At 68.8% G+C, this 19,460-nt stretch carries 19 protein-coding genes and 1 pseudogene; 10 read left to right on the top strand and 10 right to left on the bottom strand.

The window, feature by feature from the left end; genetic code table 11:
- Positions 1-19: 19 nt before the first annotated feature.
- Together GT347_RS21395 and GT347_RS21390 are read right to left on the bottom strand one after the other, a co-directional pair.
- A complete protein-coding gene (locus tag GT347_RS21395) occupies positions 20-1,069 on the bottom strand; it encodes an alpha/beta hydrolase family protein (RefSeq protein ID WP_160554117.1) in 1,050 nt (349 codons plus the stop codon).
- Positions 1,070-1,148: 79 nt separating this feature from the next.
- Positions 1,149-2,336 (bottom strand): MFS transporter, encoded by a 1,188-nt coding sequence (locus GT347_RS21390; protein WP_160554116.1) that lies wholly within the window; start codon positions 2,334-2,336, stop codon positions 1,149-1,151.
- A gap of 86 nt (positions 2,337-2,422) precedes the next feature.
- Here GT347_RS21390 and GT347_RS21385 point away from each other — a divergent pair, with 86 nt between their 5' ends.
- Positions 2,423-3,016 carry a TetR/AcrR family transcriptional regulator gene (locus GT347_RS21385; protein ID WP_160554115.1) on the top strand — a complete coding sequence of 198 codons (594 nt, stop codon included), beginning with the start codon at positions 2,423-2,425 and terminating at the stop codon, positions 3,014-3,016.
- Position 3,017: 1 nt separating this feature from the next.
- Here the strand turns inward: GT347_RS21385 and GT347_RS21380 are convergent, their stop codons facing one another.
- The gene (locus tag GT347_RS21380) at positions 3,018-4,763 is read right to left on the bottom strand and encodes a methyl-accepting chemotaxis protein (protein WP_160555470.1); all 1,746 of its coding nucleotides are present in this window, start codon (positions 4,761-4,763) and stop codon (positions 3,018-3,020) included.
- A 555-nt stretch (positions 4,764-5,318) separates the two neighbouring features.
- On the opposite strand from GT347_RS21380, the gene GT347_RS21375 reads away from it, so the two are divergent.
- The 6 genes from GT347_RS21375 (at position 5,319) to GT347_RS21355 (ending at position 9,022) form a co-directional block, all read left to right on the top strand.
- Positions 5,319-5,747 carry a phasin family protein gene (locus tag GT347_RS21375; protein ID WP_160554114.1) on the top strand — a complete coding sequence of 143 codons (429 nt, stop codon included), beginning with the start codon at positions 5,319-5,321 and terminating at the stop codon, positions 5,745-5,747.
- Between the two features lie 14 nt (positions 5,748-5,761).
- Entirely contained in the window at positions 5,762-6,358 is a 597-nt protein-coding gene (locus GT347_RS21370; protein WP_160554113.1) for a cell division protein FtsI, read from the top strand.
- A 9-nt stretch (positions 6,359-6,367) separates the two neighbouring features.
- Positions 6,368-6,697 carry a flagellar basal body L-ring protein FlgH gene (locus GT347_RS27870; RefSeq protein WP_268236184.1) on the top strand — a complete coding sequence of 110 codons (330 nt, stop codon included), beginning with the start codon at positions 6,368-6,370 and terminating at the stop codon, positions 6,695-6,697.
- Positions 6,601-7,053, top strand: coding sequence for a flagellar basal body L-ring protein FlgH (locus tag GT347_RS21365; RefSeq protein WP_268236195.1), 453 nt, complete (start codon positions 6,601-6,603; stop codon positions 7,051-7,053). The genes GT347_RS27870 and GT347_RS21365 overlap by 97 nt, the downstream gene beginning before the upstream one ends.
- A 31-nt stretch (positions 7,054-7,084) precedes the next feature.
- On the top strand, positions 7,085-7,675 hold the full coding sequence (locus GT347_RS21360; RefSeq protein WP_160554112.1) for a chalcone isomerase family protein: 591 nt from the start codon (positions 7,085-7,087) through the stop codon (positions 7,673-7,675).
- Between the two features lie 114 nt (positions 7,676-7,789).
- Positions 7,790-9,022 (top strand): multidrug effflux MFS transporter, encoded by a 1,233-nt coding sequence (locus GT347_RS21355; protein WP_160554111.1) that lies wholly within the window; start codon positions 7,790-7,792, stop codon positions 9,020-9,022.
- A 26-nt stretch (positions 9,023-9,048) separates the two neighbouring features.
- Here GT347_RS21355 and GT347_RS21350 read toward each other — a convergent pair whose 3' ends face one another.
- The 3 genes from GT347_RS21350 to orn form a co-directional block, all read right to left on the bottom strand.
- Positions 9,049-10,485, bottom strand: a complete 1,437-nt coding sequence (locus tag GT347_RS21350) for a sensor domain-containing diguanylate cyclase (RefSeq protein ID WP_160555469.1) — start codon at positions 10,483-10,485, stop codon at positions 9,049-9,051.
- A 165-nt stretch (positions 10,486-10,650) separates the two neighbouring features.
- Positions 10,651-12,462: a DEAD/DEAH box helicase gene (locus GT347_RS21345; RefSeq protein ID WP_160554110.1), complete on the bottom strand. Its 1,812-nt coding sequence runs from the start codon at positions 12,460-12,462 to the stop codon at positions 10,651-10,653.
- A gap of 312 nt (positions 12,463-12,774) precedes the next feature.
- On the bottom strand, positions 12,775-13,368 hold the full coding sequence (orn, locus tag GT347_RS21340; RefSeq protein ID WP_160554109.1) for an oligoribonuclease: 594 nt from the start codon (positions 13,366-13,368) through the stop codon (positions 12,775-12,777).
- Between the two features lie 37 nt (positions 13,369-13,405).
- Here orn and GT347_RS21335 point away from each other — a divergent pair, with 37 nt between their 5' ends.
- The 3 genes from GT347_RS21335 to rsgA are packed head-to-tail and all read left to right on the top strand — an operon-like array spanning position 13,406 to position 16,004.
- Entirely contained in the window at positions 13,406-14,713 is a 1,308-nt protein-coding gene (locus GT347_RS21335) for a M48 family metallopeptidase (RefSeq protein ID WP_160554108.1), read from the top strand.
- A gap of 2 nt (positions 14,714-14,715) precedes the next feature.
- A complete protein-coding gene (locus GT347_RS21330) occupies positions 14,716-15,060 on the top strand; it encodes a 4a-hydroxytetrahydrobiopterin dehydratase (protein ID WP_160554107.1) in 345 nt (114 codons plus the stop codon).
- Positions 15,057-16,004: a ribosome small subunit-dependent GTPase A gene (gene rsgA, locus GT347_RS21325; RefSeq protein WP_195812363.1), complete on the top strand. Its 948-nt coding sequence runs from the start codon at positions 15,057-15,059 to the stop codon at positions 16,002-16,004. The genes GT347_RS21330 and rsgA overlap by 4 nt, the downstream gene beginning before the upstream one ends.
- Here the strand turns inward: rsgA and hisC are convergent.
- The 4 genes and pseudogenes from hisC to rplS form a co-directional block, all read right to left on the bottom strand.
- A pseudogene (gene hisC / locus GT347_RS21320) lies at positions 16,001-17,085 on the bottom strand (histidinol-phosphate transaminase). The gene rsgA and the pseudogene hisC overlap by 4 nt on opposite strands.
- A gap of 58 nt (positions 17,086-17,143) precedes the next feature.
- Positions 17,144-18,130 carry a CobD/CbiB family protein gene (locus GT347_RS21315; RefSeq protein WP_160554106.1) on the bottom strand — a complete coding sequence of 329 codons (987 nt, stop codon included), beginning with the start codon at positions 18,128-18,130 and terminating at the stop codon, positions 17,144-17,146.
- A 35-nt stretch (positions 18,131-18,165) separates the two neighbouring features.
- A complete protein-coding gene (locus GT347_RS21310; protein WP_160554105.1) occupies positions 18,166-18,891 on the bottom strand; it encodes a CoA pyrophosphatase in 726 nt (241 codons plus the stop codon).
- A gap of 88 nt (positions 18,892-18,979) precedes the next feature.
- Complete coding sequence (rplS, locus tag GT347_RS21305; protein WP_160554104.1) at positions 18,980-19,384, bottom strand: 50S ribosomal protein L19; 405 nt, start codon at positions 19,382-19,384, stop codon at positions 18,980-18,982.
- Between the last annotated feature and the right edge of the window lie 76 nt (positions 19,385-19,460).

Raw genomic sequence — 19,460 nt, 5'->3', positions numbered from 1 at the left:
CGCGCGGTGAGAATGGTTCTTATTGTCGTGCGACGTGCCCGTCGATCCAGCCGGCCAGCCAGGCGGCGATCTTCAGGCTGTGTTTGTCCTGCATCAGCATGTGCGAGGCGCCGGGCAGGCCGACATCGGCCAGCATCACCATCTCGGCCTTGGCGCCAGCCCGGTTGGCGGCGGCGACGAAGTCCGAGCACATCTTCAGGCGCGGCGCCCAGCGCGGCGACAGCGGCACGAAGTCGCCCCACAGCACCAGGATGGGCAGGCCGGCGAAGGGCTTCATGTCGCTGTCGGCGGCCGGGCAGGCGCCGGGCTCCACCGCCACGATGCCGGCGATGCCGCGGCGGTCCAGGCTGGCGGTCTGGAAGGGATAGATGCCGGACTGCGAATGGCTGACCAGCACCGCGCCCCCCAGCTTCTGCGCCAGCTGCGAGAGCGCCGGCACGGTGGGGTTGGGCGTGGGCAGGGCATTGAGCCAGTCGGGCACCATCTGCTTCCAGAACTCGGCCTGCGCCTCCAGCGGGAACTGCATGCCGGGGAAGACCTCGGGGTACTGCGGACCGAAACGGAAGATGGCCCAGGCGCCCTCCTGCGCCGCGCCGAAGACCTGCGGCAGCTTGTCCGCTGGCGCCCGGCCGCCCTTGACGGCGACGATGCCCGAGGGATCGGCCGCCGAGCGGCCGCGCGAGGCCTGGTCGATCACATAGGTGGGAAAGCCGCGGCGCACGAAGAATTCGTCCCAGCCCATGCGGCCGTCGGGCGTGGTCTCCCAGGTCTTGCCGGTGAGGCAGCAGCCGTGGATGAAGACCAGCGGCGCACGCCTGGCATCCACCGGCACCTGGTAGTGCACATACATCTGCTCGACGCTGATGGTGCCGCCGGGCGCATAGGCGGGCAGCAGCGAGAGGTCGTCCGACTTCACGTCGCGCCCGCCGACGAAGAAGCTGCCCTGGCGGGCGATGGTCAGCGGGCCGTTGTCGGCTGTGGCGTCGGGGGCGCGGACAGCGCCGGCCGCGCAGCCGGCGAGGATGAAGGCCATGAGCCATGGCCCCGCGAGGGCCAGGAATCTGTTCATGCGGTGTCTCCTTGGATGTTCGTCTGGAACCCCATGGTGCACGACACGGCGGGCGCTCCGGCCCGCCTGCGCATGGTGATTACCCGGGGGCCCGGGCTGCCGTGGCGGGCAGCAGCGTGCCCAACAGCGCGACCACGCCCAGCGCCATGACGGCGCTGCCCAGCAGCTGCGCCGCTGCCTTCAGCCCGATCAGCCCGGCGGCATAACCCGCGCCCAGCGCCGGCAGGCTGAAGGCGCAGTAGCTCAGCACGAAGAAGGCGGCCATCACCGTGGCCCGCTGCTCGGGCGCGGCCGCGCCCAGCACGCTTCGCAAGGCCGCCAGGAAACCCACGCCGAAACCCACGCCCGCCACCGCCGTGCCGATGAAGAAGAGCGGCGTGGAAGCCAGGGCGGTGGCCTCCAGCACCAGCGCCACACCGGCCACCAGACCGATGCCGCCGGTGCGCATCAGCAGGGACGCCGGCCGCTCGCGCAGCAGCAGCGAGGCGACGGCGCCTGCACTGGTCAGCGTGGCCAGCATCAGCCCGCCGATCACCGGGCTCTGCACACCCGTCACCTGGCGTGCCAGCGTCGGGCCCAGCGAGAGCAGGAAGCCGCCCAGGGCCCAAGCCGCCACGTCGATGGGCGCGGCCAGCAGGAAGGCGCGCCGCACCGATGCGGGCACGGCGACGCGGGGCCGCATCGAGGCCAGCGCGCCGGGTCGCGGCCGTGCCGTCTCCGGCAGTTGCCGGGCCGCCCAGCCCTGCCAGGCCAGGGCCACGAAAACCAGCGCGTAGACCGTGTGGGTCGGCCAGGGGCCGGCGGCGGCCAGCACGCTGCTCGACAACGCGCCTATGCCCAGGCCCGCCAGCGGCGCCACGCTGTTGATGATGGGCGCATGCTGCCGGTCGGAGTCGCCGATGGCGGCGCCCAGTGCGCTCAGCGCCACGCCGGTGGCCGCGCCCTGCAGCAGCCGGGCGGCGACCAGCATCGGCACCGAACCGGCGAAGAGGAACAGCAACAGCGACAGCAGCTCGAAAAAGACCGCGCCCAGGATCACCGGCCGGCGGCCGAGGTAGTCCGACAGCGAGCCCAGCGTCAGCAGCGAAGCCAGCAGGCTGGCCGCATACACCGCGAACACCAGGGTCAGCGTGGCCGGCGAGAAATGCCACAACTCCCGGTAGAGCGCATACAGCGGCGTCGGCACGCTGGACGCCGCCATGAAGGTGAAGAGCAGGCCGGCACGCAAGGCGGTGCCGGCGTTGGCGGAGAGCGGGGCTCGGGACATGAGAGGCCTTAACGCAAAAAATGAGCTTTTGCGATTGTGCGGCCAAAACCATCACTAACGCAAATACTTAGCTTTAAAATCGTGGCATGCCCGCCAACACCTTGTCCCGACCCGCGACCCGATCCGGCGGCCGCAGTGCCCGTGTGCAGGCCGCCGTGCACGAGGCGGTGCAAGCCCTGTCGCAAGAAGTGGACCGCACCGAGCTGACCGTGCCCCTGGTGGCGGCCCGTGCCGGGGTGACGCCGTCCACCATCTACCGCCGCTGGGGCGACCTGTCCGCGCTGCTGGCCGACGTGGCCGCCGCCCGCCTGCGCCCCGAGCACGAACCGCCGGACACCGGCACCTTCCGCGACGACCTGCTGGCCTGGGCCGAGCTCTTCGTCGAGGAGATGGCGTCCGAGCCCGGCCTGGCCCTGGTGCGCGACGTGATCTGCGGCGGCCACCGCATCGACGGCGCCTGCTCCTGCCTGGTGTTCACCGCCGGCCAGATCACGCAGATGGTGGAGCGCGCCCGCGCACGTGGGGAAGACGTGCCGCCGGTGGAGGAGGTGGTGGACCGGGTGGCCGCGCCGGTGGTCTACCGCCTGCTGATGGGGGTGTCCGACGGCGTGGACGCCGCCTATGCCCGGCGGCTGGCGACCGGCTGCCTGGACGGGCACCGCCCGGCCGGCCGGGACTAACTTAGAAGCTTTCCCAGTCGTCCTCGGAAACCTTGGCCGTGGCCGGCGCCGGCTTGGCCGCGGCGATCTGCCTGGCCGGTGCGGCAGGCGGCCGTGCGGGTGCCGGCGCGGAAGGCAGGGGACGCTTCAGCGCCGTTGCCGGCGCCGCCGCCGGCCGGGGCGGCGTGACCACGACGGGCGCCGCCACCGGCACGCCGGCCGCTCGGGCGAAGCCGCCGCCGGCCTGCCCGGGCAGCTTGAACACCGCCACCGCGCTCACCAGCTGCTCGGCCTGCGTCTTCAGGCTGGCCGCCGCCGCCGCGCTCTGCTCCACCAGCGCGGCGTTCTGCTGCGTGACCTGGTCCATCTGGGTGACGGCCTGGCCGACCTGGGCCACGCCCGAACTCTGCTCCATGCTGGCCGAGCTGATCTCGCCCATCAGGTCGGTGACCCGCCGGATCGCCGACACCACCTCCTGCATGGTGGTGCCGGCCTGGTCGACCAGGCTGCTGCCCTGCTCGACCCGCTCCACGCTGGTGCCGATCAGGCCCTTGATCTGCTTGGCCGCATCGGCGCTGCGCTGGGCCAGGCTGCGCACCTCGCTGGCCACCACCGCGAAGCCGCGGCCCTGCTCGCCGGCGCGCGCCGCCTCCACCGCGGCATTGAGCGCCAGGATGTTAGTCTGGAAGGCGATGCCGTCGATCACGCTGATGATGTCCTCGATCTTGCGCGAGCTCTCGTTGATGCCCTTCATGGTGTCCACCACCCGGGCCACCACCTCGCCGCCCTGCACCGCCACGTCGGTGGCGCCCTGCGCCAGCTGGTTGGCCTGCTGGGCGTTGTCGGAGTTCTGGCGTACGGTGGAGCTGAGTTCCTCCATCGAGGCTGCCGTTTCCTCCAGGGCCGAGGCCTGCTGCTCGGTGCGGCCCGACAGGTCGTTGTTGCCTTGGGCGATCTCGGCGCTGGCCGTGGCCACGCTCTCGGCGTTGGAGCGCACGCCGGACACCACCCGCGTCAGACTGGCCTGCAAGGCCTGCAGCCCGGTCTGCACTTCGGTGGCCTCGTCGCGGCCCTGGGCGGCGATCTCCTCGGTCAGGTCGCCCTCGGCCAGCCGCCGGGTGCTGGCCGCGACCCGGCGCAGCGGCTCGACGATGGAGCGCGACAGAACCACCGCCAGGAAGGCGCCCAGCAGCACCGCGACCACGCCGCAGCCGATCAGGAAACGCTGGGCCTCGGCCGCATCGGCCTCGGCGGCGGCCAATGCGTCCTGGTAGCGCTGGATCTGGCGCGCCTGGAACACCTTGATGGTCGCGACGTAGGCCTCGGAGAGGGGCCGTATCTGCTGCTCCACCGCCGCCCGCACGTCTTCGCCCGCGGTGTGCCGCTTGAGCAGATCGGCGCGCGGCGTGCGGTAGGCGTCGCGCGCCTTGTCGATGTCGACCAGCATGGCCTTGCCCTCGGGTGTGGTCACCAGCCGGTTCAGCCGCTCGCGCAAGGCGGTGGTGGCGGTGGAGGTGGTGTCCATCTCGCGCTGCAGTTCCGGCACCAGCTCCCGCGGACCGAGCAAGGCGGCACGGGTGCGCACCAGGTTCAGGCTGATGGTGCTCAGCCACTCGGCCGCGACGATCTGTTTTTCGTTGTCGCTGGTGGCCAGGATGTGCATGCGCCCGGCCAGCTCGCTGAGCCGCCACACGCCGGCGGCCGAACTCAGCATGAGAACCAGCAGGATGGTTCCCAGCGCAAGGCCCAGGCGCAGGCCGATCTTCATGTTTCGCAAGGCATTCACTGTCTCTCTCCCGTCGGACTGAAAAGCTGGCTTTCATGGCGGCCAAGCCACGCCCGCTGGACGAACGCGTGTTCATGCTAACCGCCCCGGCGGATCATGTCTCGCTTCTGTAGCCGTTCGTAAATCAATTCCGGATACCGCCGCGGCGCCGCAGGAAAACCTCCAGCCGGCTATTTTTCCTATGAAGGTGGCGATCTTTCCCGGATATCCCCGGCAGTTTTTCCGGGGGGCGATGTTGCGCCTGCGCAGCGGCTTTTGTCACCGATATTTTTCAGGAAACTTCAGCATTGCTTCAGATTTGTATCGTGCGTACCAGCATTATTAATAAATGACGCTCCAGGCGGTACAAGAACACCGCCAAGTATCTGTCGCGAGACGTTTATGTACCTGCAAGCACGGTTTTCCGTACCCGTTCGGACACATGAAAGGATAAGCGTCGAATAAGCCGATATTTCGCCGATTAATCACCTGCTGAGTTTTCAGGCACGCCACCTACGATTCATCCATCGATTAACCCCCGACGCAAAGGAAGCGATCATGAGCAGCATCAGTTCGATATCCGGAATTAATCCCGCCCAATACAGCCGCCAGACCACGGCGGTGGAAAGCCCGTACGAAACCAATTCCAAGGCCTTCGGCCCGGTGGTGGCCAGCGCCATCGGCGCGGCGGACGCCGCGGGCTCCGCCGCCAGCTCGGTGGTGAGCTTCAGTTCGGAAGCCCTGCAGAAGCTCGGCGACGCGATCGAGTCGGGCTACGACACGGTCAAGAGCGGCGTCAACAGCGTGGCCACCGGCATCTCCGACCTGGCCACCGGCACGGTGGACACCATCGAAAGCGCCTACGACCACGTGGCCGACGCCGTGGGCAGCGTGGGCGACACCATCAGCGACGCGGCCAGCACCGTCGGCCAGTACGCCGCGCTGGGCGTGGCCGCCGGCAAGCAGATGCTGAGCGAAGTCGCCTGAGCGCGCCGACCGCCATGGCCTTTCATCGCAAGCACCTTCCCACGCTCGGCAGCTGCCTGGGCGCCGCGGCCGCGCTGGCGCTCGGCGGCTGCTCGGTGGTGAGCCCGGAGCCGGTGTGGGAGCTGACCAAGGCCACGGCCGGCGTGGCGCGCATGGCGCTGTCGGCGGCGCCCAGCAAGTCGAGCGACACCATCCGCCACTTCAAGGGCGACCTGGCCAGCGTCTGCATCCGCTACAACCCCGACACCCAGGTCTCCGACATCGTGCCCGCCCTGCAGGCCGAGCTGCGCAGGCACCAGGTGGACAGCCGGGTCTACGACAGCCCCATGCCGGCCGAGACCTGCGCCGTCTGGCTGAAATACGCCGCCCAGATCGACTGGGACACGCCGCCCTTCGGCAGCGCCTACAAACCCTTCGTGCGCCACGCGGCCCTGACGCTGCGCGCGGCCGACGGCCAGCTGCTCTCCAGCAGCCACTACCAGCTCGGCGAAGGCCTGGCCGACGGCAAATGGAACACCACCCGCGAAAAGATCTCGCCGGTGGTGACCGCCCTGCTCACCGGCACCGAGTCCGGCGGCCTCACGCAGCAGCCCGCCTCCATCCGACCCTAGGAATCCGCCATGAAACGCACCCTCTGCCTGATGGCCGCCGCCAGCGCGCTGGCCGGCTGCTCCTCGCCCCCCGCCAGCATCATGAACGGCCCGCTGGCCGCCATGCCCAACGCCCAGCCGGCCTATATGGAGCGGGTGAACAACGGCTCGATCTACCAGGCCAGCATGAACATGGCCGCGCTCTACAACGGGCGCAGGAAACCGCGCTTCGTGGGCGACAGCCTGAAGGTGGACATCTCCGAATCCTCCAGCGGCAGCAACACCGTCAAGACCGCCACCAGCCGCAAGAACTCGCTGGCGGCCAAGGGCCGGGCACGGCGGCCAACAACAAGGGGCTGATCAACAACATCATCAACCTCGACGCCACCGCCTCGGGCAGCGACGCCTACGACGGCAGCGGCAGCACCAGCAACGCCACCAGCTTCACCGGCACCATCGCCGCCACCGTGATCAACGTGCTGCCCAACGGCAACCTGGTGGTGGCGGGCGAACGCACCGTGGCCATGAGCAACGGCACCAACACCCTGCGCTTCTCGGGCGTGGTCGATCCCAAGGACTTCACCCAGGGCAATGTGGTGGCCTCGGCCGACGTGGCCAACGCGCGGCTGGAAGTGGCGGGCAAGGGCGATGTGTCGGAAGCGGGATCGCGCAACTGGCTGCAGCGGGTGCTGACCAATTCGCTGTCGGTCTGGTGATCCATGGCTTCGTCGATTCGGGAGCATTCACATGAAAACCCATCTCGCGATCACCACGGTGCTTGCCGCCGTCTGCGCATCTTTCTGCGCCACGGCCTCGGCCAGCACGGAAGTCGAGGGCGTCATCCTCGAGGAGTCGGCCCTGGTCGGCGGCACCAGGCTCACCTTGAATGGAGCAGGCGTCGGCACGCGGCTCATGTTCAAGGTCTATGCCATGGGCTTGTACCTGCAGAACCCCGCCCGCGACGCGCGCGACGCGCTGTCCATCGACGGCCCGAGGCGCCTGCGCATCGTGCTGCTGCGCGACGTCAGCGGCGAGGACTTCGATGACGCCGTCACCAGCTCGGCCGCCGACGACCGGGACTGCGATCCCCGCATCAGCGCGCAGATGACCCAGCTCGGCCGGGTCATCGCCCGCCAGCCGCAGGGCCTGCGGCGCGGCGACATCCTGACCCTGGACTGGGTGCCCGGCACCGGCACGGTGATCGAACTCAACCGCCGCCCGCTGGCCGCGCCCATCGGCGACGCGGCCTTCTACCAGGCGCTGCTCAACATCTGGCTGGGCGAGAAGCCGGCGGATTCGCGGCTCAAGCGGGGCCTGCTGGGCAGCGCCAGTTCCTGAGCTGCGGGGAGAGTTAGGGTCACGGCTTTCGGGGAGCGGCTAACATCGCCGTTTCCCCTTTCTGGTGCACGGCCGCCCATGGCCGTGCCGCCGCGCTCCCGTCCTCCCCCCGCCATGCACCCCCAAGCCGCCACCCTCTGGAAAGGCCCGCAATGGGCGCTCGCCCTGCTGCTGGCGGCGCTGACGATGGTGGGGCCTTTCTCCATCGACACCTACATCCCGGCCTTCTCCGGCATCGCCAGCGCGCTGCACGCCACGCCGGTGCAGATGCAGCAGACGCTGTCGGCCTATCTCTTCGGCTTCGCCTTCATGAGCCTGTTCCACGGTGCGCTGTCGGACAGCTTCGGCCGGCGGCCGGTGGTGCTGTGCGGCATGGCGGCCTTCGGCCTGGCCTCGGCCGGCTGCGCGCTGTCCGGCCATGTGGAGCAGCTGGTGCTGTTCCGGGCGCTGCAGGGCATCTCGGCGGGCGCCGGCATCGTGGTCTCCCGGGCGGTGGTGCGCGACATGTTCGCGCCGGCGCGGGCGCAGAAGGTGATGAGCCAGATCACCATCTACTTCGGCATCGCGCCGACCATCGCGCCCATCATCGGCGGCGGCCTGCTGGTGCTGATGGGCTGGCAGAGCGTGTTCTGGTTCCTGGCGCTGGTCGGCGCCTTGCTCTGGCTGGCCAGCTGGCGGCTGCTGCCGGAGACGTTGCACACATCCTTTCGCCAGCCCTTCCAGGTGCGCCACCTGATGCACGGCTACCGGCAGCTCTGCGCCAGCCCGCGTTTTCTGCTGCTGGTGCTGGCCAGCGGCGTGCCCTTCAACGGCATGTTCCTCTACGTGATGTCGGCGCCGGCCTGGCTGGGCGGACACCTGGGGCTGGCGCCGACGCAGTTCTTCTGGCTGTTCCTGCTGATCATCGGCGGCATCATGTCCGGAGCCTGGATCAGCGGCTGGCTGGCTGGCAAGGTGGCGCCGGCGGCGCAGATAGGGCTGGGTTTTTCCATCATGGCGGCGGTGGCGGTGCTGAACCTGCTGGCCAATGTCTTCTTCGAGCCGCGGGCCTGGTGGGCGCTGCCGCCGATCGGCCTGTTCTCGCTGGGCTGGGCGCTGGTGTCGCCGGCCACCACCTTGCTGGTGCTGGACCTGTTTCCGCTGCGGCGCGGCATGGCCTCGTCGCTGCAGGCCAGCGCGACCTCGGTCGCCAACGGGCTGGTGGCTGGCCTGCTGGCGCCGCTGGTGATGGACACCCCGGCGGGCCTGGCCGCCGGATCGCTCGGGCTGATGGGTGTGGGTCTGGTGGCCTGGGTGCTGTTGCGGCTGCGCTGGCCGGATGTGGGGCGGGAGTTGCAGCGGCATTAGTGTTTTGGGGGCTGGCCCAAAAAACCTTAGCCGCGCCGGCGGTCCGGGGCGCCCGGCTTGCTGTAGTGGCGCGCCTTCTCCACGTACATGGCCTTGTCGGCCCGCAGCAGCATGGATTCGATCTGGTCGCCCGAATGGCAGCTGGCGATGCCGATGGACAGGCTCAGCTGCAGCCCGCGTTCGCCGCCGTAGAACTGGTTGTTCATCTCCAGCAGCGCCTCGATGCGCTCCTTCATGTTCTCGGCGCCCCGGTCTTCGATGCCGGGCATGATCACCGCGAACTCGTCGCCGCCGATGCGCGCGGCCACCGAGGGCAGGTCCACCGCCTTGGTCAGCACCTCGCCGATGCGGCGCAGCAGGCCATCGCCTGCGGCATGACCGAATTCGTCGTTGGCCAGCTTCAGGCCGTTCATGTCGATGGCCAGCACCGACAGCGGCCAGGGGCCCTTGCGCGCCAGCCGCGCCAGCTCCTCGGTGTAGAAGGTGCGGTTGCGCAGCTGGGTCAGCACATCGTGCTTGCCCAGGTATTCCAGATAGGCCTCGGCCTTCTTGCGGGCGGTGATGTCGACCAGCGACACCAGCACCATGTCCCAGCGGTCCTGGTGGCCCTCCATCACGGCGAACTGCATGTGGATGTTGACCAGCTCGCCGGTCAGCGAATAGTTGACCACCTCGCGCTGCTGCAGCGTCTTGCCCACCCACAGCTCGCGCAGCTGCTCGGAGAAGGACTCGTGCATCTCGTCGCGGAAGATGCGGCCGGTGTTGCGCAGCAACTCGTCCTTGCTGCGGGCGCCGAACATGCGCAGGGTCTCGTGGTTGACGTCCACCACCCGGATCTCCTGCATGCAGCGGGTGACGAACTCGGGATGCACCTTGATGAAGGTGGCGAAGTCGCTGATGCCCTGGTCGCGCGCTTCGTCGATCAGGCGTTTGACGCTGCTGAAGTCCTCCACCCACAGCGACACCGGCGAATGCTCGAACAGGCTGCGGGCATAACGCTCGCGGTCGCCGATGACACGCTGGGCCTCCAGGCGCGAGGTGGTGTCCTCCAGCGAGATCAGCACCCGGTCCCAGTCGGATTCGTGGCCGGGCAGCACACGGGCGCGCACCAGCACGTCGAGGCGGCGGCCGTCCAGGGTGTAGTTGACGGTCTGGTTCTCGAAGCCGAGGGCGCCGCGCCAGAGCTGGCACAGCTCGTTGATCACGCTGTCGGCCATGTCGCCGCGGAAGACATCGGCCAGGCGCGCCAGCAGCATCTCCTGGGTGGCGGCGCCGAACAGCTGCAGGGTGCGCTGGTTGACCCGCAGCACCCGCAGGCTGGCCATGCAGGCATGGCGCCGGGCGGGGTCGGCTTCCAGCCAGGTGCGCAGGTCCACCACGCCTTCGGCACGCCAGCCGTCCAGGATCTTCTTCAGGCCGCTGAAATCCTCCAGCCAGAGGGATACCGGCGCCAGATCGAACATCGCTTCGAAATCGGCTGAGGCGGACGTGGTGCTCAAGGCAAGGGCTCCTGACGAGGAAAACCGAGCATTGTGCGTCAGTCCTCGCGTCCCAATGAAAAAGGGCGGCTCGCGCCGCCCTTCAGGCCGATCCGCGACGGGCGCGGATCAGAGTGCCGTCGCCACCGCTCAGCGGTTGCCGCGCGGCTGGTAGGGACGGCCGGCCGGTGCCGGACGGCCGCCAGGGCCGCCGGCCGGACGTGCGGTACGGCCTTCCGAACCGCGGCCGCCGAAGCCTTCATGGCGCGGAGCACCGCCGCCGAAGCCTTCCTGACGGCCGAAGCCGCCTTCGGAACGGCCGCCGCCGAAGCCGCCGCCTTCCGGACGGGGACGCTGGGGCGCACGGGCACCGAAGCCCTCGCCGCCACGGCCGCCGCCGAAGCCTTCGTTGCCGCCACGGCCACCCTGGTCGCCGAAAGCGGGCTTGCGGGCATAGCTGCTGCCGAAGCCGCCGCCACCCGAACGCGGGCCGCCGCGCGGGCCGCCGCGGTTGTCACGCGGAGGACGCTCCGGCGTGAAACGCGCCTGGGGTTCCAGGCCGACGATGACGTCGGCCTTGAAGGTCTGGCGGCTGTAGCCTTCGATGTCGAAGATCTTGCGGCGATCGCGGTGCTCGGCGAAGGTCACGGCGATGCCGTCGCGGCCGGCGCGGCCGGTACGGCCGATGCGGTGGGTGTAGTCCTCGGCCTTCATCGGCAGGCCGAAGTTGAAGACGTGGGTGATGGTGGGCACGTCGATGCCGCGGGCGGCGACGTCGGTGGCCACCAGGATCTGCACCTGGCCCTGGCGCAGGGCCATCAGGCGGCGGTTGCGCAGGCCCTGGCTCAGGGCGCCGTGCAGCGCGACGGCCGAGAAGCCCTCTTGCTGCAGGTCGTTGGCCAGGCCGTCGCATTCGACTTGCGTGCTGGCGAAGACGATGGCCTGGTTGATGGTGGTGTCACGCAGCCAGTGGTCGAGCATCTTGCGCTTGTGCATGGCGTTGTCGGCCCAGTACAGCTTCTGCTCGATGTTGGCGTGCTTTTCCTGCGGCGAATCGATGGTGATGCGCTGCGGCTCGCGCATCACGCGCTGGGCCAGCTGCTGGATGCGCGGCGCGAAGGTGGCGCTGAACATCATGGTCTGGCTGCGTTCGATGGTCAGCTGGTTGACTTCGGCGAGGTCGTCCGAGAAGCCCAGGTCGAGCATGCGGTCGGCTTCGTCGACGACCAGGAACTTGACCTGGTCGAGCTTGAGCTGCTGCGAGCGCTGCAGGTCCAGCAGGCGGCCCGGGGTGGCGACCACCAAATTGGCGTTCTGCAGGCGTGCGATCTGCACTTGATAGGGGATGCCGCCGACGACGTTGGCGATCCGCAGGCCGCGGCAATGGCGCACCAGGTCGATCGCGTCGTTGGCCACTTGCTGGGCCAGCTCGCGGGTGGGGCACAGGATCAGGGCGCCGGGGGTCGGGGCCTTGAAGTTGCGCGGGTTGGTCGGGTCCTTGCGGCGGGCGCGCTTGGGCGGCTCTTCGCCACGGGCGGCGGCTTCGGCCACGGCGCGTTCGTATTCGGCGCGTTCGTCGGCCTCGGCCTTTTCCTGGGCCATCAGCAGGGTATGCAGCACCGGCAGCAGGAAGGCTGCCGTCTTGCCGGAGCCGGTCTGGCTGGAGACCATCAGGTCGACGAAGCGGTTGGCGCCTTCGCTGCCGGTGTCCATGGCCAGGGGCACGACCTTGGCCTGCACCGCGGTCGGGTCGTTGTAGCCCAGGTCGGCGACGGCCTGGACGAGTTGCGGGGCCAGGCCCAGCTTGACGAAACCGGCGCCGGTGGCGCGGACTTCGGCTTCGGCTTCGACGGCTGCTTCAGGAGCCGAGGATTCGATGGCGGAGGATTCGATGGAGTTGTCCACGGAAGAAAAGGAATCGGCAGGCGCGAACGCGTCCTGCACGGCAAGCGTGTCAGTCATTTCAGAGCTTTCAAGCGCAAGCGCTGCAGGGCGGTAAGCCTATGAAAAGGCTGCCTGCAGCGACTTCGCGATGGTTGGCGAAAAAACATCAACCATCAAACGAAGCCTGCGTGACCTTCGAAGAAGGTTTGGCGAGGGGGTCTCGTGCTGCGGGGCTTCCTGGCTAATTCCGGTTGTTTCCGGTGGAAGACCTGCGCGACCCGATGCATGAAGGGAGATGCGAGGATGTTGCGCAAAACCCAAAGAGGCCATTTTGCGCAAGAGGCGGATTATGACATGGCCTGGGGTTTTCCCGCAAGCCCCCTTATGGCTTTATTCCGCAACCGGCACCTGCAGGAAGTGCTTGCGGTAGTGCACCAGCTCCTCGATCGACTCGTGCACATCGGCCAGGGCCGTGTGCTTCTGCGCCTTCTTGAAGGAGCTGCAGACCTCGGGCTTCCAGCGCTTGGCCAGCTCCTTCAGGGTGCTGACGTCCACGTTGCGGTAGTGGAAGAAGGCTTCGAGCCTGGGCATGTACTTCACCAGGAAACGCCGGTCCTGGCCGATGCTGTTGCCGCACATGGGCGCCGTGCGCTTGGGCACGTACTTCGACAGGAAGTCGATCAGCTGCTGTTCGGCATCGGCCTCGGTGACGGTGGAGGCCTTGACGCGTTCGGTCAGGCCGCTGCGGCCGTGGGTACCCTGGTTCCAGGCATCCATGCCGGCGAGCGTGGCGTCGCTCTGGTGGATGGCGAAGACCGGGCCTTCGATGCGTGGTTCGAGGCTGGGGCCGGTGACCACGACGGCGATCTCGATGATGCGGTCGGTATCGGGCTCGAGACCGGTCATTTCGCAATCGAGCCAGACGAGGTTCTGGTCGGACTTGGCGAGGACCACGGGAGAGGCGGGGATGTTGGCTTCGGACATGGCCGCGATTGTCGCCCATGGCCTAAACTGCGCCGCCATGCCTGCTGCCATCCCCCTCGAACTCGCCCAGCCCTCCGCCGCCAGCATCCAGGCGGCCATGGCCTGGATGCTGGTCTTTGGCATCGCGCTCGTGCTGTCGCTCGGCGTGAAGTTCTGGCTGGCCTCGCGCCAGATGAGCCATGTGGCGCGCCACCGGGCCGCGGTGCCCGCGCCGTTTGCTGCCAGCATCACCGCCGAGGCGCACCAGAAGGCGGCCGACTACACCATCGCCAAGCTGCGCCTGGGCTTGGCCGAACTCTCGCTCGGCACGGTGGTGCTGCTGGGCTGGACTCTCTTCGGCGGCCTGGACCTGCTCAACCGCCTGGTCATCGAACGTACCGGCCCGGGCATGGTGCAGCAGCTGGTGCTGCTGGCCGCCTTCGCGGTCATCGGCGGCGTGATCGACCTGCCCTTCTCGATCTACCGCACCTTCGTGCTGGAGCAGCGCTTCGGCTTCAACCGCACCACACCCGGGCTGTGGCTGGCCGACCTGGCCAAGGCCACGCTGCTGGGCGCCCTCTTCGGCCTGCCGATCGCCGCGCTGGTGCTGTGGCTGATGGGCGCGGCCGGCGGCCTGTGGTGGCTATGGGCCTGGGGCGCCTGGATGGTGCTGAACCTGGTGCTGCTGGTGATCTACCCCACGCTGATCGCGCCGATCTTCAACAAGTTCAAGCCCCTGGAAGACGACACCCTCAAGGCCCGCGCCACCGCCCTGATGCAGCGCTGCGGCTTCGCCGCCAAGGGCTTCTTCGTGATGGACGGCAGCCGCCGCAGCGCCCATGCCAACGCCTATTTCACCGGCTTCGGCGCGGCCAAGCGGGTGGTGTTCTTCGACACGCTGCTGGCCCGCCTGAACCCCGACGAGGTCGATGCGGTGCTGGCCCACGAACTCGGCCATTTCAAGCACGGCCATGTGCCCAAGCGCGTGCTGACCATGGCCGTGATCGCCCTGCTGGGCTTCGCGCTGCTGGGCTGGCTGTCGGGCGCGCCCTGGTTCTACCTGGGGCTGGGCGTGGCGCCCAATATGGTCGGTCCGAACGATGCGCTGGCTCTGCTGCTCTTCATGCTGGCGCTGCCGGCCTTCACCTTCTTCCTCACGCCGCTGTCGGCCGGCATGTCGCGCCGCGACGAGTTCCAGGCCGATGCCTTCGCCGTGGCGCAGACCGGCCACGCCGCGCTTCCGCAGGCGCTGCTCAAGCTCTACGAGGACAACGCCGCCACCCTCACGCCGGACCCCTGGTTCGTGCGCTTCTATTACTCGCATCCACCCGCTGCCGAACGACTGGCGCGGATGGCAGGACACTGAACATGGCAGACGCCGCCGATCTCAAGCAGAAGGACTGGGCCACCGAGGCGCGCAAGGCGCTCGGCCCGGTGGAAGTGGTATCGAAGCTGGCGCAGCTGAGCGGCTGGGCGCTTACCGGCGACGGCCCGGACGTCGCCATCGAAAAGACTTATTCCTTCCGCGACTACTACCAGACCCTGGCCTTCGTGAACGCCCTGGCGCTGATCGCCCACCGGCATGACCACCATCCCGACCTGGTCGTGCGCTACGGCAGCGTCACGGTGCGTTTCAACACGCATGACGTGAAGGGCCTGTCGGCCAGCGATTTCCTCTGCGCCGCGGCCGCCGACGCCCTGCTCGCCGCATGACGACACGCCTGCAGCAAGCCGCCGACGTGGACCAGGGCCTGGTCGTGGCCACCCACGGCCGGCATTGCGTGGTGGAGAGCCCGGACGGCGAACGCCGCATCTGCACGCCGCGCGGCAAGAAGAGCCAGGCCGTCGTCGGCGACCGGGTGCTGTGGCAGCCGCCCACACCCGGCCAGGGCGACACCGGCACGGTCGAGAAGGTGGTGGAGCGGCGCAACCTGTTCTACCGCCAGGACGAGCTGCGCACCAAGTCCTTCGCGGCCAACCTGGACCAGATCCTGATGCTGATCGCGGCCGAGCCGGAGTTCTCTGCGATGCAGCTCTCGCGCGCGCTGATCGCGGCCGAGGCGGCCGGCATCACGCCCATCATCGGCCTGAACAAGAGCGACCTGGTCGAGCCCTTCGGCCGCGCCTGGGAGCGCCTGCTGCCCTACCGGCGCATGAAATACGGCGTGCTGCCGCTGTCGCTGACCGCCTCGCCGGATGCCGACCACGAGGAGCTGAGCAAGCTGCTGCGCGGCAAGACCACGCTGGTGCTGGGCCCCTCGGGCGCAGGGAAAAGCACGCTGATCAACCTGATGGTGCCCGGCGCACTGGCGCTGACCGGCGAGATCTCGCAGGCGCTCAACTCGGGCAAGCACACCACCACCAGCACCAGCTTCTACTGGATGCCCGACGACTCGGCGCCGCCGCGCACGACCGGCATCATCGATTCACCGGGCTTCCAGGAATTCGGGCTCTACCACCTGCAGCCGCCGCAGCTGGCCGCCTGCATGCCCGACATCGCCGCCCATGCGGGCGAATGCAAGTTCTACAACTGCAGCCATCTGCACGAGCCGGGCTGCGGTGTGCGGACCGCGCTGGCCGCCGGGGAAATCGACGCGCACCGGTACAAGATCTACACCGAGCTGCACGCCGAACTCAGCCAACCCCCGCGGTACTAGCCCAGCACCTCGCGCAGCGCATCCACCAGGATGCCGCACTGCTCTGGCGTGCCGATGCTGATGCGCAGGTACTGGTCGATGCGCGGCAGCGAGAAATGCCGCACCAGCACGCCCCGGCTGCGCAGGCCGGCGGCGATCGCCCTGGCGTCGTGGCCGGGATGGCGCACGAAGACGAAATTGGCCTGCGAGGGCAGCACCTGGAAACCCATGTCCTCCAGCTGCAGGGCCAGGCCTTCGCGGGTGTCGATCACCGCCTTGCGGGTCTGGTCGAAATGGGCCTCGTCCTGCATCGCGGCGGTGGCGCCGGCGATCGCCAGACGGTCCAGCGGATAGGAGTTGAAGCTGTTCTTCACCCGTTCCAGCGCCTCGACCAGCGGACGCTGGCCGCAGGCGAAACCCACACGCAAGCCGGCGAGCGAACGCGACTTGGACAGGGTCTGCACCACCAGCAGGTTGGGATAGCGCCCCACCAGCGGCAGTGCGCTCTCGCCACCGAAATCCACGTAGGCCTCATCGACCAGCACCAGGCGCTGTGGATGCAGCTGCAGCAGGCGTTCGATGGCGGCCAGGGCGATGCCCTCGCCGGTCGGCGCATTGGGGCTGGCGATGACCACGCCGGCCACCGGCTGCTGCGTCGAACGCGCGAAGCCCTCCACATCCACCTTCAGCGCCGCATCCAGCGCCACGGTTTCATACGGGATGCCGTAAAGGCCGCAGTACACCTTGTAGAAGCTGTAGGTGATGTCCGGGAACAGCAGCGGCGCGCCGCCCTGCTGGAAGAAGGCGAAGAAGGCATGGGCCAGCACCTCGTCGGAGCCGTTGCCGACGAAGACCTCGTCCAGCGCCAGCCCGTGGCGCGAGGCGATGACACGGCGCAGCGCGCTCGCATCCGGATCGGGATAAAGCTGCAGGCCCTCCCCGCCGCGGCGCGGATCGCCTGCACGGCGGCCGGCGACGGCGGATAGGGGTTCTCGTTGGTGTTGAGTTTGGTCAGCCGTTCGATCTTGGGCTGCTCGCCCGGCACATAGGGCACGAGCCCGGCGACCACCGGGCTCCACCACGGCGGTGGGGTTTGGGACACGTTGAAGACTCCTGAAACGGAAGAACAAGCGCCCGGCAAGGGCGCGCAGGCCGGGCGCTCAGCCGAGCAGCCGGGCGAAACTCAGCAGCGCCAGCAGGCCCACCCAGACCACCACCGAGCGCCACACCAGGCCGACCACCTGGGCCAGATGGGCGTTCTCGGGCGGCCGGCCGGGGGTGCTGGAGCTGTCGATGGCAGCACCCTCGTCCGGCGTTTCGGCGAAGGCACTGTCGGGCGCGGCGCGCAGCGCGGTGCCGCCCAGGCGCACGTCGATCGCGCCGGCGGTGGCGGCCAGGATCACGCCGTCGTTGTCGTTGGGGAACCGCTGGGCGTGGTAGCGCCAGCCTTCGATGGCTTCCTCGAAGTTGCCGACGACGGCGAAACTCAGCGCCGTCATGCGGGCGGGCAGCCAGTCGATCACCGTCCAGCTGAGCGATGCGGCGCGCAGCAGCGAAGGGCTGACCGGCGTGGCGGCCACGCGGCGCGACTGCGCGCTCCAGTAGCGCGAGGCGAACTCGGCCAGGCGATACAGCACCGCACCGGCCGGCCCCAGGCCGCAGGCGGCCAGGATGGAATAGCAGGCCAGCACGCCGAACACATGGCGGTGCGCGGCCAGGGTGGAGTATTCGATGACATGGCGCACGATCTCGCTGCGCGGCAGCTCGCTGGCATCGACCTGCTGCCAGCGGGCCAGCAGTTCGCGCGCCTTGACCGCATCGCCGTCGAGCAGCGCATCACGGATCGCGGTGAAGTGGTGGCTGAACTGACGAAAACCCAGGGTGACGTACAGCACCGCGATGTTCCACAGCAGCGCGACGGGCCAGCCCAGGCCCCACAGCAGCAGCGCATGCACGCCGAAGACCAGGGCCGTGGGCAGGATCACCGCCACGGTCCAGGCGACCCAGCCGTGGTGCGGCTTGCCGGCGTCGAAGTTGCGGCTGGCCGACAGCGCCCAGGCCCGCAGGCCGCCGTGGATGGGGTTGGCGCTGGACAGGGGCCGAGCCTGCTCCAGCAGCAGCGCGACCAGGATGGCAAAGAAACTCATCCGCCGATCATATCGGCCGCCCGGCCCCGTCCGGCTCAGGTCACCAGCAGGCGATAGAGATTGCGCAGCATGCCGGCCGTCGCCCCCCAGATGAAATGCTGCTTGCCGGTGGCCGGATCGGTCCAGGGCATGGACAGCCATTCGCGCCGGCCGTCGGGTGCGTCCATGCGGTGGCGGCGATGGTTCGCCGGATCCATCAGGAAGGAAAGCGGCGCCTCGAAGACATCGGCCACCTCGAAGTCATGGGGCGTCAGTGTGAAATCCGGTGCGACCAGGGCGACCACCGGCGTCACCACATAGGCCGAGACGGTTCCGTAGGTGGGCAACAGACCCAGCACCTCGACGAAGCGGGCTTCGAGGCCGACCTCCTCGTGCGCCTCGCGCAAGGCGGTGCCGATGGGGCCGTCGTCTTCCGGATCAGTACGCCCGCCGGGAAACGCGACCTGGCCGGAATGGCTGGAGAGATGGGCGGTGCGTTCGGTCAGCAGCACCGTCGGGCCTTCGGGCCGCAGCACGATGCCCACCAGCACGGCCGCCGCGCGCGGCTCGCGGCCGGCGCGCATCGGGTCGCGCGCCATGTCGGGGATCCACTCGGGCTGGCGCAGCAGGCGTTCGCGCAGCGCATCCGGCGCGAGCCGCTCGGCAGGAACCGCGGGCAGATGGCTGTCGACGCCGGCCACCGGCACCTGGCGCGCATCGAAACCGGGTAGCTTGGTCAGCGGGATCTGGGCTTCGGGGTCGTTGGGCGGCGGCTGGATCATGGGCGGGCGGCGGAAACAAAAAAGCCGCTGCACACGAAGTGGCAGCGGCCTTGGACGCCGGCACGGAGCCGGCGAGGAAAACGGGCGATTACGCCTTGGCCGCTGCCGCAGCTGCTGCTGCCGACTTGGCGCTGCGCGAAGGCAGCTTTTCCTTGATACGTGCCGACTTGCCGCTGCGGTCGCGCAGGTAGTAGAGCTTGGCGCGGCGGACATCGCCGCGACGCTTGACTTCGATACCGGCGATCAGCGGGCTGTAGGTCTGGAAGCTGCGTTCCACGCCTTCGCCGCTGGAGATCTTGCGCACGATGAAGCCGCTGTTGAGGCCCCGGTTGCGCTTGGCGATCACCACGCCTTCGAAGGCCTGCACGCGCTTGCGGGTGCCTTCGACGACGTTGACGCTGACGATGACGGTGTCGCCAGGAGCGAATGCCGGGATCGTCTTGTTGAGGCGGGCGATTTCTTCCTGCTCGAGGATTTCGATGAGATTGGCCATGATGGTCTTTTCACATTGACCCGGATCATGCGCGGCTGCACAAAAGGCGCTTCGGCAAGCCCTGCGCTACTAGAGG

This window comes from Xylophilus rhododendri, from assembly GCF_009906855.1.
GTDB classification, from domain to species: domain Bacteria; phylum Pseudomonadota; class Gammaproteobacteria; order Burkholderiales; family Burkholderiaceae_C; genus Xylophilus; species Xylophilus rhododendri.
This window is presented reverse-complemented; position numbering and strand designations above follow the sequence as displayed.

Bases quoted from the DNA above. Each gene is read 5' to 3' on its own strand.
- GT347_RS21350 (WP_160555469.1), bottom strand. From the start codon at position 10,485: ATGTTCGATCTGGCGCCGGTATCCCTCTGGCTGGAGGATTTCAGCGGC.
- orn (WP_160554109.1), bottom strand. From the start codon at position 13,368: ATGTCCGAAGCCAACATCCCCGCCTCTCCCGTGGTCCTCGCCAAGTCC.
- GT347_RS21380 (WP_160555470.1), bottom strand. From the start codon at position 4,763: ATGAAGATCGGCCTGCGCCTGGGCCTTGCGCTGGGAACCATCCTGCTG.
- GT347_RS21395 (WP_160554117.1), bottom strand. From the start codon at position 1,069: ATGAACAGATTCCTGGCCCTCGCGGGGCCATGGCTCATGGCCTTCATC.
- GT347_RS27870 (WP_268236184.1), top strand. From the start codon at position 6,368: ATGAAACGCACCCTCTGCCTGATGGCCGCCGCCAGCGCGCTGGCCGGC.
- GT347_RS21310 (WP_160554105.1), bottom strand. From the start codon at position 18,891: ATGATCCAGCCGCCGCCCAACGACCCCGAAGCCCAGATCCCGCTGACC.
- GT347_RS21385 (WP_160554115.1), top strand. From the start codon at position 2,423: ATGCCCGCCAACACCTTGTCCCGACCCGCGACCCGATCCGGCGGCCGC.
- GT347_RS21375 (WP_160554114.1), top strand. From the start codon at position 5,319: ATGAGCAGCATCAGTTCGATATCCGGAATTAATCCCGCCCAATACAGC.
- GT347_RS21330 (WP_160554107.1), top strand. From the start codon at position 14,716: ATGGCAGACGCCGCCGATCTCAAGCAGAAGGACTGGGCCACCGAGGCG.
- GT347_RS21360 (WP_160554112.1), top strand. From the start codon at position 7,085: ATGAAAACCCATCTCGCGATCACCACGGTGCTTGCCGCCGTCTGCGCA.
- rsgA (WP_195812363.1), top strand. From the start codon at position 15,057: ATGACGACACGCCTGCAGCAAGCCGCCGACGTGGACCAGGGCCTGGTC.
- GT347_RS21345 (WP_160554110.1), bottom strand. From the start codon at position 12,462: ATGACTGACACGCTTGCCGTGCAGGACGCGTTCGCGCCTGCCGATTCC.
- GT347_RS21355 (WP_160554111.1), top strand. From the start codon at position 7,790: ATGCACCCCCAAGCCGCCACCCTCTGGAAAGGCCCGCAATGGGCGCTC.
- GT347_RS21370 (WP_160554113.1), top strand. From the start codon at position 5,762: ATGGCCTTTCATCGCAAGCACCTTCCCACGCTCGGCAGCTGCCTGGGC.
- GT347_RS21335 (WP_160554108.1), top strand. From the start codon at position 13,406: ATGCCTGCTGCCATCCCCCTCGAACTCGCCCAGCCCTCCGCCGCCAGC.
- GT347_RS21315 (WP_160554106.1), bottom strand. From the start codon at position 18,130: ATGAGTTTCTTTGCCATCCTGGTCGCGCTGCTGCTGGAGCAGGCTCGG.
- GT347_RS21390 (WP_160554116.1), bottom strand. From the start codon at position 2,336: ATGTCCCGAGCCCCGCTCTCCGCCAACGCCGGCACCGCCTTGCGTGCC.
- rplS (WP_160554104.1), bottom strand. From the start codon at position 19,384: ATGGCCAATCTCATCGAAATCCTCGAGCAGGAAGAAATCGCCCGCCTC.